The sequence below is a fragment of the Shimazuella sp. NTD247 genome (assembly GCF_059510415.1).
Window position 1 is genome coordinate 1 of sequence record NZ_JCAJZU010000014.1, and the last position, 10,699, is coordinate 10,699.

Annotated in this window: 8 protein-coding genes; 4 read left to right on the forward strand and 4 right to left on the reverse strand. The window is 42.3% G+C overall.

The window, feature by feature from the left end:
* The 3 genes from AC5WOC_RS20945 to AC5WOC_RS20955 form a co-directional block, all read right to left on the reverse strand.
* Positions 1 to 612 (reverse strand): hypothetical protein (locus tag AC5WOC_RS20945; protein WP_496057372.1); only part of this gene is annotated, 612 nt, incomplete at its 3' end.
* A gap of 41 nt (positions 613 to 653) precedes the next feature.
* On the reverse strand, positions 654 to 1,001 hold the full coding sequence (locus AC5WOC_RS20950) for a DUF1360 domain-containing protein (RefSeq protein WP_496057373.1): 348 nt from the start codon (positions 999 to 1,001) through the stop codon (positions 654 to 656).
* Positions 1,002 to 1,028: 27 nt separating this feature from the next.
* A complete protein-coding gene (locus AC5WOC_RS20955; protein WP_496057374.1) occupies positions 1,029 to 2,261 on the reverse strand; it encodes a hypothetical protein in 1,233 nt (410 codons plus the stop codon).
* A 195-nt stretch (positions 2,262 to 2,456) separates the two neighbouring features.
* On the opposite strand from AC5WOC_RS20955, the gene AC5WOC_RS20960 reads away from it, so the two are divergent.
* From AC5WOC_RS20960 to wecB, 4 genes are all read left to right on the forward strand, one after another.
* Positions 2,457 to 3,614 carry a BMQ_0737 family morphogenetic spore coat protein gene (locus tag AC5WOC_RS20960; RefSeq protein ID WP_496057375.1) on the forward strand — a complete coding sequence of 386 codons (1,158 nt, stop codon included), beginning with the start codon at positions 2,457 to 2,459 and terminating at the stop codon, positions 3,612 to 3,614.
* 194 nt (positions 3,615 to 3,808) lie between these two features.
* Positions 3,809 to 4,963 carry a BMQ_0737 family morphogenetic spore coat protein gene (locus AC5WOC_RS20965; RefSeq protein ID WP_496057376.1) on the forward strand — a complete coding sequence of 385 codons (1,155 nt, stop codon included), beginning with the start codon at positions 3,809 to 3,811 and terminating at the stop codon, positions 4,961 to 4,963.
* A gap of 190 nt (positions 4,964 to 5,153) precedes the next feature.
* Positions 5,154 to 6,107, forward strand: a complete 954-nt coding sequence (locus AC5WOC_RS20970) for a hypothetical protein (protein ID WP_496057377.1) — start codon at positions 5,154 to 5,156, stop codon at positions 6,105 to 6,107.
* A gap of 307 nt (positions 6,108 to 6,414) precedes the next feature.
* Entirely contained in the window at positions 6,415 to 7,542 is a 1,128-nt protein-coding gene (wecB, locus tag AC5WOC_RS20975) for a non-hydrolyzing UDP-N-acetylglucosamine 2-epimerase (protein ID WP_496057378.1), read from the forward strand.
* 95 nt (positions 7,543 to 7,637) lie between these two features.
* Here the strand turns inward: wecB and AC5WOC_RS20980 are convergent.
* The coding region (locus AC5WOC_RS20980; protein WP_496057379.1) for a collagen-like protein at positions 7,638 to 10,699 on the reverse strand (3,062 nt) is incomplete at its 5' end.

The window sequence follows — 10,699 nt, forward strand, 5'->3', positions numbered from 1 at the left end:
CACTTTTTCTTCTGCTTTTTCTCGTTCCTTTTTTATTTCTTCTTGATATGCTTTGTTTTTGCTTTGTAGTTCTTGATTCCTTTGTTCCTTCTCTTCCATCCCATTTTTTAAATGCAGTTCTTTTTCTACTGTTTCTTGATATTGATTTACTTCTAAGGTTAACTTCTCTATTTCTTTTGTTTTGTGTTTCATTTGCACCCTTAGCTCTTCTAATTCCTTAACTGTCTCCGGCTCCATTCGTTGAATCTTCATAGATCGTTGTTCTTTAGAGTTTGAACTTGATAAATTTTCAATTGTTTTTTCTCGATCTTTAATAATTTGCAATAAATCATTTTCTTGCTGTCTTAACTTGCTTATTTCTTTATCTTTTTCTGTTCGCTCTAAATTTGAAAAGTGCAATGCAGATCGAAATTCTTCAAACTTAGATGTTATTTTATTTCGTTGTCGTAAGTTAAAAAGTTCTCTTGAGCGGAAGTGTGCTATTGCCCTCTTCATTTTTACTTGCTGATTTCTGTACAAACCTATTTTTGATTGGTATTTTCGTATGATGTTCGTCAAATAAATAATTCTCTTCTTATAAGAATCTAGTACATTCCTTTTTTTCTCACTCACATACATTCACCTCTACATCAAAATTAAAAATAATGAAATAACTACCCGAAATACAATTTAGATTCAATAACCGCAGCTACCCCAGAAATAGCCAAAATAAGATGTAGAGGATAGACCACTGGCAGCCATATATAGAGAACTAAAAGAATAACGGATGACCATATCCCAACACACCAATGACAACTTAAAAATAACCCCAGTGTATAACGCCATCCTGTCCCCAAAATTTTTATCCTGCGTACTACTTGACCAGAATCATCCGGTTCATAGGTTACCTTGACAAATGGATCCCGAATAAAAGATGTAATCTCATCAAAAACAATAAGATGGGTAAAACGAAAAGACGCAAATATCAAAACTATAAATTGAAGCCATGTAAGTTCTAACATAGTTCTTCCTCCTTGACTCAATGATAATTAATAAAATGAGAGGGAAATACGATTTGATGAAGGGAACTTTAGGTTAAATTCTTTGACATGAACGGAACCTTGTATCGTGATATCCCCTTCGCTATTGGAAGGAATGGAAAATTGTAAATTTGGGAATGTAAGGCTTTCACCTGGCAAAATGGTCATCTGCTGAATAGGACACACCCAATATTCCCCAAGCTCCTTAGCCTTTTGTCGCCAATCATCATCTACATACTTCCATCCCACTGGACTATTTCCCGAATAACTTTGTACCCCAACTGTATCCGTCATCTTTGGTGGAACAATTTGTCCTTTTACTTTCACATTCGATGATAAGGGGACCTGAATACAAATATGTGGATTTGGTATAGCACCTAATCCTGTATTTTTTAAATACATCGTCCCTAAGACAAAGTACTCTTCCTCTTCATAAGTAGGAAAAACGAACTGATAATCAAAACAAACTTCCATTCGGAAAGGTGGGAGAATAGTCTGATTTGGAACTGCGGATGGAGTCGAACTACTTGATTTTGACTTACTCCATTGATCTGGCTCTATAGGTTTAATTGGTTCTGTGTTCTTTTTGGAAATCTTGTCGTATTGCTGGAGAAAGAGAGATTCAATTGATTCAAAGGAGAGATATGGCAAAAGCAATAAAGGATTGTCTTGTGTAAGGATTCGAAGCAACGTCGATGCAAGGATCATACTGATCTTTTCTTCAAATTGCTTATCGTTTTCTTGTGAGGATGGAAATTTAGCTTGAATGTCGAAGACGGGAAAAGTTGAAAATTTCAGGCCTTCTTTGATATAAGAAGCAAATCCGTATTTTTTACTTTCTTGTTTAAAAATCTTAGCCCAGTTTTTCGTTTGTAACTCACTACTATGTAGAACATTAAGTCTCGGCAATCGATTCGCTTTTGTATGTGTTTTCAATCTGAAAACACATTGACCATCAGTAGGAACTGGAGAGTCTACAGGTAATAGAACCACATCCATATTGGTTTGAGTTAGGAACGCTTTTGTCTTTTCAAGAATAAAAGTATTTGTATCAGTTTGCTTCATTGGCAAGAGATAAATTTTATTTTCTTGAAGACCAGAAATGAGGTGAAGTTTTTTTTCTTGTTGATCAGATTCCAAGTGAAAACCTAAATGTTCGCAAAACAAACGATAAATAGGCAAAGACTGATAGGCTATTTCCCCCAGTGTTTTTTGGTTAAATTGTATCTTCAGGCCATCCATAGGTATCCTCCTATCTAACTGTTATATCAGATATATGAAGATACACGATAAATTTGACCAATAAAAAAATTATCTCCTATGAAAACAGCAAAAACCTTTTTGTTGAAAATGGACCTTTGCCTAAAGCGAGCCTTATATATTTTGCGTATATATAGGTTGAAAGCAATTACTACTTAAGGAGGATTAGAGAATATTATGGTTAAACCAATAAGAGGCTCTCAGGTTACCCCGCCGATTCCAAATAATGTTCAAGCAGAATGTATCTGCGTGCCCAAAGTATACGATTTTGTGGTTTTTACAGAGGATATTAATGCAACGATACCTCTACCTGCTACACCACCAGCTGGATGCCCAACTACTGTTACGGATATCACTTGTGCATTAACAGGTGTAACATCCTTTTTCCCTATTACATGTGCTACCAATGGGATTTGTACAGTATTAGACCGTCGGCCAGTTACTATTGATGGGGTAAATGCAGCGTTAGTAAAATTAAGACAGGACATCCCAGTTGATGTTACTCTAACTGGTACAGATGCTTTAGGAAACCCTGCAACTTGTACGATTCCTTTAACAGTACCATTTGTTCGTCAAGTTGTACTGTGTTTCCCACCAGAGTTTACGAATGACAACCTAGTTTGTCGAATCGTCAGTGGAGATTGTGTCATCACTACTCCACCGCCAGTTGGAGGTATTCCATTCCCCGCTTCTGTTGGGATCGAACTCAATATTTGTAAAGAAATTCAAGTGTTGGCTGCGGTAAAACTAGAAGTCTTGGCGAAATTCTGCTCACCACGTGCTCCAATCGAAGTTCCAGTAACTACCGCTTGTCCGACACTCACATTCCCACAACAATGTGACTTCTTCCCGCAACCTAACTGTGATTGTGAGAGCACATTTAACTCTCCACAGGCTCCAGTACCAACATCAGTTGGTGTAGTAGTCAATGGTGTTACTATATCAGCCGGTACCGCTTCTCTTGTAGGGAATGTCTGTAATGGCTGTGCGGAAATTAACACCAATATTAACTTCACCTTTACCGATACAGATGGTCTTCCACCAAACAACAGCTTTACCTTCACCGCTAATTCCTTTACCTCTGAAACTTGTACCTTCCTTGCTGGAATAGGAACACAAGTAGTAGCTGGTCAAGGTACAGTAGTGACAGCACTTGGAGATACCATACCTGTAACATATTTGTTAACATTGGTTGATGCCGGTGCATTAGACAGCTATGTCTTGACCTTATTAAGTGTCTCGCCTGGATTGTTTGCAGCAGTCGCAACTTCCGTTGACATCGGGAACGCTATCATAATTCGAGACTGTACTGGTTTCCCTACTACAACAACGTAATTCAATACTTCACCCTACACATGCTGTTGGTTCTATACCAACAGCTATTTTTTTATGCGATATCTTAACTACATAAAAAAATAGAAATCATTAGTTAATGAATAAAAAAATATTGAATATATATGATACACATATGCCAAAAACATGGAAGCAAAAAATCCATTTGTTTTAAAAAAGGAGGATTAGAACATATTATGGTTAGACCAATACAAGGTTCACAGGTCACACCACCGATTCCAAATAATGTTCAAGCAGAATGCATTTGTGTGCCCAAAGTATATGATTTTGTGCTCTTAACAGAGGATATTAATGCAACGATACCATTACCTGCAAAACCACCAGCAGGATGTCCGACTACTGTTACAGACATTACTTGTACGTTGATAACAGAACAATTTTTTCCTATCACCTGTGTTACAAATGGAGTTTGTACCATACTCGATCGTCGTCCCATTAACATTGATGGAGTCAGTGCTTCTGTAGTGAAATTGAGACAGGACATTCCAGTTGATATAACCTTTACTGGTAAAAATGATTCCGGATATCCTGTTGCTTGTACCATACCCTTAACCGTTCCCTTTATTCGTCGAGTGGTTCTCTGTTTCCCCCCAGAATTTACAAATGACAATTTAATTTGTCGAGTTATCGGTGGAGATTGTATCATCACCACTCCTCCACCTGTTTGCGGTACCTCATTCCCAGCATCCGTGGGAGTCGAACTTAATATATGTAAAGAAATCCAAGTACTTGCTTCTGTGAAATTAGAAGTATTGGCGAAATTCTGCCACCCACGTCCTCCAATCGATATTCCAGTAACTTCTATTTGTCCGCCTACTACATTCCCACAACAATGTGACTTCTTTCCGCAACCTAATTGTGATTGTGAGAGCACCTTTGATTCTATGAATGCAGCAGTACCAGCCTCCGTTGGCGTAGTAGTCAATGGGGTATCGATAGCTGCTGGTACCGCTTCTCTCGTCGGAAACGTCTGTAACGGTTGTGCAGAAATTAATACAAATATTAACTTCACCTTTACGGATACAGATGGCATTCCACCAAACAATAGCTTTACCTTCACTGCTAACTCCTTTACGACCGAAACCTGTACATTTGCTGCAGGAGTCGGTACACAAGTGGTAACAGGTATAGGTACAGTAGTGACAGCACTTGGAGACACCATACCAGTATCTTATTCCTTAACATTGGTGGATGCTGGGGCTGCAGATAGTTATCTATTGGTTTTAACAAGTACTACACCTGGACTATTTGCAGCAGCTGCAACGGGTGTATCGATAGGAAATGCGATCATTATCCGAGATTGTACTGCATTCCCAACCCCAACAACATAAAATTTTGTTTGGTATCCAACAAATTCAAATCTACAAGCTGTTGATTTCCATCAGAATCAACAGCTTTTTTAATTAAACAAAGAGAATGATTAGAGTGAGATTTTGTTTGACTTAACAAATATATAGGTGAATGCATAGCATATATATGTGAAAAGGAGTTACAAATAACAAAAAGAAAGGACTTGTCTAAATGGGATTCTGGAATTGGAGAAAACGCGATGACAAAGATGAAATCATTGACAAGTACAAGAAAAATGAACAGGACTATCGATTGAAACTGGAACAAAAAAATAAACTTCTTGTACAATATATAGAAAAAGAACAAGAATACCTCAAAGATCAAAATCATGATAAACAATTAATCGAAGAACTGCAGAAGAAAATGGCCGAATATGAACAAAAAGAAAGAGTGGTCACCGGAGATTCGATCATCAAACAACAATTAATTGATAATCTTCAACAGGAAATAAACGAATATGAACAGATAACTATTTCTATAAAAGAAAATACAGAAAAGAAGCAACAAACGATTGATGAATTAAAACAAAAGATCAAAAAATATGAAGAAGATATCACGGAATTACAGAGGAGCTTAACTATTAAGCAAGTATTAATTGATCAACTAGAAACGAAAATTAAAGAACAGGAAAAAACTATCTCAGAATACAAGGAGAGTTTGGAAGCAAAACAGCAAATTCTCATCCAGTTGAAGCAAAAAGCTACTATACAAGAAGAAACCATAACTGATTTAAAAGAAGATTTACAAACGAAACAACAATTAATCGAAGAATCGAACCAAAAGATCGCAGAAATCGAACAAAATCCCCTTGAAGAACAAATCGATAAACAGCAAATGATCCAGCAACTTGAACAAAAAATATCAGAATACGAAAAAAGAGAAGTGGGATACCAAAATAATTTAAAAAATTTACAAAAGAGCATCGGCTCCATTCCAAAAAAACAGCTAGAAAGGGCTACCGATGGGCATTTTAAAACAATGGAACGAATCTCAAAAAAATTATCGAATGGTCCATCTAAAACAACTTCTAGACCCACCTCTTCTCAAACTCCAAATAATTACTTTCCATCCCAGCAATCATCCCAAATGGTTGAATTTAACCCTTTCAAACGAAATCGATCATGATAACTAGAAAGGGCTACCGATGGGCATTTTAAAACAATGGAACGAATCTCAAAAAAATTATCGAATGGTCCATCTAAAACAACTTCTAGACCCACCTCTTCTCAAACTCCAAATAATTACTTTCCATCCCAGCAATCATCCCAAATGGTTGAATTTAACCCTTTCAAACGAAATCGATCATGATAAAACAAGCTATTCCTTATAAATAACGAGGAATAGCTTGTTTTATCAGAAAATGATGATATTTATCATAAGATTCCCTATCCCAAACATAAAAATAAAGAAAAACGCTAAGAAGAGGGTGCCTATGCTCCGTATTCTTGTTGTTTTTGGAACCAGACCAGAAGCAATTAAGATGACTCCCCTGATTAATGAATTGCAACGTCATCCTGATGTTGAGACATTTATTTGTATTACATCTCAACATCAGCAAATGTTAAAGCAAGTAATAGAAACATTTCATCTCAAACCTGACTTTGATTTAAAAGTAATGACAAATCATCAGACATTAACGCAAATTACATACCGAGTACTCCAAGGTATGGAAACCGTATTGAATCAATTAAAACCTGATCTTGTTTTAGTGCATGGGGATACAACAACTACTTTCTCTGTCAGCCTCGCATCGGTCTATCAGCAAATAAAGGTGGGACATGTGGAAGCTGGTATGCGAACGCATCACAAATATCTTCCTTATCCTGAAGAACTAAATCGCCGATTAGTAGGTAGTTTGGCTGACCTGCATTTTGCTCCTACTGATAAAGAAGCAAATTATTTATATCGAGAAGGAATATCAAAAGATTCTATATACATTACAGGAAATACAGCGATTGATGCTTTAAGCATGACCATTCAAGAAAAATACGATCATCCGTTGACCAAACAAGCCCAAGGAAAAAAAATGATTTTAATAACCGCTCACCGCAGAGAAAACTTAGGTGAACCGATGGATCATATGTTTCGAGCCATTCGGCGATTAGTCGAGACTCACTCTGATGTGGTTGCAGTATTTCCGATTCATCTAAACCCCATTATCCAAGAGAAAGCAAATTCTTTCCTTCGACATCATCCTAGAATATTGTTGATCGATCCTCTCGATGTGATTGATTTTCATAATATTGCGGCATGTTCTTACTTGATTTTAACAGATTCGGGCGGAATTCAAGAAGAAGCGCCATCTTTACAGGTACCTGTTTTGGTGATGCGTGATGTAACAGAAAGGCCAGAAGTAGTCAATGTAGGAGCAGCCAAATTGGTTGGAACAGATGAAAATCGAATTTTTGAAGAGGCAAGCCTTTTAATAAACGACAGCAAAGCATATCAATCCATGACTGGAATAAAAAATCCATATGGGGATGGAAAAGCATCGAAGCGGATCGTCCAAGGAATATTGCACCATTATGGATTATGTGATCATCCCCCAATTTCGTTTTAAGCATGAATATTAAATTAATTTTTTAACTCCCTTACTGCAATAATTTTTGTAAAAAATCGACCATTTCCTTTTAGGAGATGGTCGAAAAATACTGTTTAAGTGAATACAATGGCATTTATATTTCTTACTTCTGCATTGGAACTAGTGACATCTGAAGCTGTTATAAATGAAATACTCACTGTATAAACATTTGTTGTTGTGTTAGGGGCTGTATCTACATAGGTGTTAGAAGAGAGAAATCTCAGATTACCAGAAGAATTCCCTGTCCTTGAAAGAAGAAGTTGGTCAATTAATACACCATTACGTCTTAAATTAATGTTATAAGCTACGTCCCAGTTGGACCCAACCGTTACTTCTAATTGAGTACTGTTATCTAATTTAACTCTCTGACCTGCTGTTACTGGTATATTAAGTGTTTGAATGGTAGTCTCAGTTACTAAGGAAACTGGTAATGGCGCAGTCTGACTATCTGCAAATAAAGATGAATTTGCAGGGGCAGATGCTCCTGTAAAACCAGTAGCTCCTGTCGGACCCGTTGGACCTGTGGTTCCAGTGACTCCAGTAGCTCCTGTTACTCCTGTGGCTCCTGTGGCTCCTGTGGCTCCTGTGGCTCCTGTGGCTCCGGTTACTCCAGTGGTTCCGGTGGTTCCTGTGACTCCAGTCAATCCAGTGGTTCCGGTGGTTCCTGTGACTCCAGTCAATCCAGTTACTCCGGTGGCTCCGGTTGACCCTGTGGCTCCAGTCGATCCAGTTACTCCGGTGGCTCCGGTTGACCCTGTGGCTCCTGTGGCTCCCGTTGCTCCTGTGGTTCCGGTGGCTCCCGTGGCTCCAGTCGATCCAGTTACTCCGGTGGCTCCTGTTGTTCCGGTTGTCCCTGTGGCTCCAGTCGATCCAGTTACTCCGGTGGCTCCCGTTGCTCCAGTCGATCCAGTTGATCCGGTTGTTCCGGTTGTTCCTGTTGTTCCTGTTGTTCCTGTTGTTCCTGTTGTTCCCGTGGCTCCAGTCGATCCAGTTACTCCGGTGGCTCCGGTTGTTCCTGTTGTTCCGGTGGCTCCGGTGGCTCCTGTTACTCCAGTTGCTCCTGTTGTTCCGGTGGTTCCTGTTACTCCGGTTGCTCCGGTCAGTCCTGTTACTCCAGTCGATCCGGTCGATCCAGTTACTCCCGTTGCTCCTGTTGTTCCGGTGGCTCCTGTGGTTCCTGTTGTTCCCGTGGCTCCGGTTGACCCTGTGGCTCCTGTTGCTCCCGTTGCTCCTGTGGTTCCGGTGGCTCCCGTGGCTCCAGTCGATCCAGTTACTCCGGTGGCTCCCGTTGTTCCAGTGGCTCCTGTTGCTCCTGTTGCTCCGGTGGCTCCGGTCGATCCAGTGGTTCCTGTTGCTCCAGTGGCTCCAGTGGCTCCTGTTACTCCGGTGGCTCCGGTTGACCCTGTGGCTCCGGTTTCTCCAGTGGCTCCTGTTGCTCCTGTTGCTCCGGTGGCTCCGGTGGCTCCGGTCGATCCAGTGGTTCCTGTTGCTCCAGTGGCTCCAGTGGCTCCTGTTACTCCGGTGGCTCCGGTTGACCCTGTGGCTCCGGTTTCTCCAGTTGCTCCGGTCAGTCCTGTTACTCCAGTTGCTCCGGTCAGTCCTGTTACTCCAGTCGATCCGGTCGATCCAGTTACTCCAGTCGATCCGGTCGATCCAGTTACTCCCGTTGCTCCTGTTACTCCAGCTGCTCCGGTCGATCCTATTACTCCGGTGGCTCCGGTTGTTCCGGTGGCTCCTGTGGTTCCGGTGGCTCCCGTGGCTCCAGTCGATCCAGTTACTCCGGTGGCTCCCGTGGTTCCGGTGGCTCCTGTTGCTCCTGTTACTCCAGCTGCTCCGGTCGATCCAGTTACTCCGGTGGTTCCAGTTACTCCGGTGGTTCCAGTTACTCCGGCTACTCCTGTTGTTCCAGTGGTTCCTGTTGCTCCAGTGGCTCCAGTGGCTCCAGTGGCTCCTGTTGCTCCGGCGGCTCCAGTCGATCCCGTTACTCCAGTCGCTCCTGTGGTTCCGGTGGCTCCAGTCGCTCCAGTTACTCCGGTGGCTCCCGTTACTCCGGTTTCTCCAATTGCTCCGGTTTCTCCGGTTTCTCCAGTTGCTCCGGTTTCTCCAGTTACTCCCGTTTCTCCAGTTTCTCCTGTGACTCCGGTGGCTCCTGTTACTCCGGTGGTTCCGGTGGCTCCAGTGGCTCCGGTGGCTCCCGTTGCTCCTGTTTCTCCTGTGACTCCAGTTACTCCGGTTTCTCCAGTTGCTCCGGTTTCTCCAGTTGCTCCGGTGGCTCCGGTTATTCCCGTTGCTCCAGTCGCTCCCGTGGTTCCCGTTGCTCCTGTTACTCCGGTGGCTCCCGTGGCTCCGGTTTCTCCGGTTTCTCCAGTTGCTCCGGTTTCTCCAGTTACTCCCGTTTCTCCAGTTTCTCCTGTTACTCCGGTGGCTCCTGTTACTCCGGTGGCTCCGGTCAGTCCTGTTTCTCCAGTCGATCCGGTCGATCCAGTTACTCCCGTTGTTCCTGTGGTTCCGGTGGCTCCAGTCGATCCTGTTACTCCGGTCGATCCAGTGATTCCTGTTGCTCCGGTGGTTCCTGTTACTCCAGTCAATCCAGTTTCTCCTGTGACTCCGGTGGCTCCTGTTACTCCGGTGGCTCCGGTCAGTCCTGTTTCTCCAGTCGATCCAGTGATTCCTGTTGCTCCGGTGGTTCCTGTGACTCCAGTCAATCCAGTTACTCCGGTGGCTCCTGTTGACCCTGTGGCTCCGGTTTCTCCAGTGGTTCCTGTTACTCCAGTTGCTCCGGTTGCTCCGGTCAGTCCTGTTTCTCCAGTCGATCCAGTTACTCCGGCTGCTCCGGTGGCTCCTGTTTCTCCAGTTGCTCCGGTTTCTCCAGTTGTTCCTGTTTCTCCAGTCGATCCGGTCGATCCAGTTACTCCCGTTGTTCCCGTTTCTCCAGTTACTCCGGCTGCTCCGGTGGCTCCTGTTTCTCCAGTCGATCCGGTCGATCCAGTTACTCCGGCTGCTCCCGTTGCTCCGGTCAATCCGGTCAATCCTGTTGCTCCGGTCAGTCCTGTTACTCCGGCTGCCCCAGTACTTCCGGTCAATCCTGTTACTCCAGTTTCTCCCGTTGCTCCTGTTGCTCCTGTTGCTCCAGTTA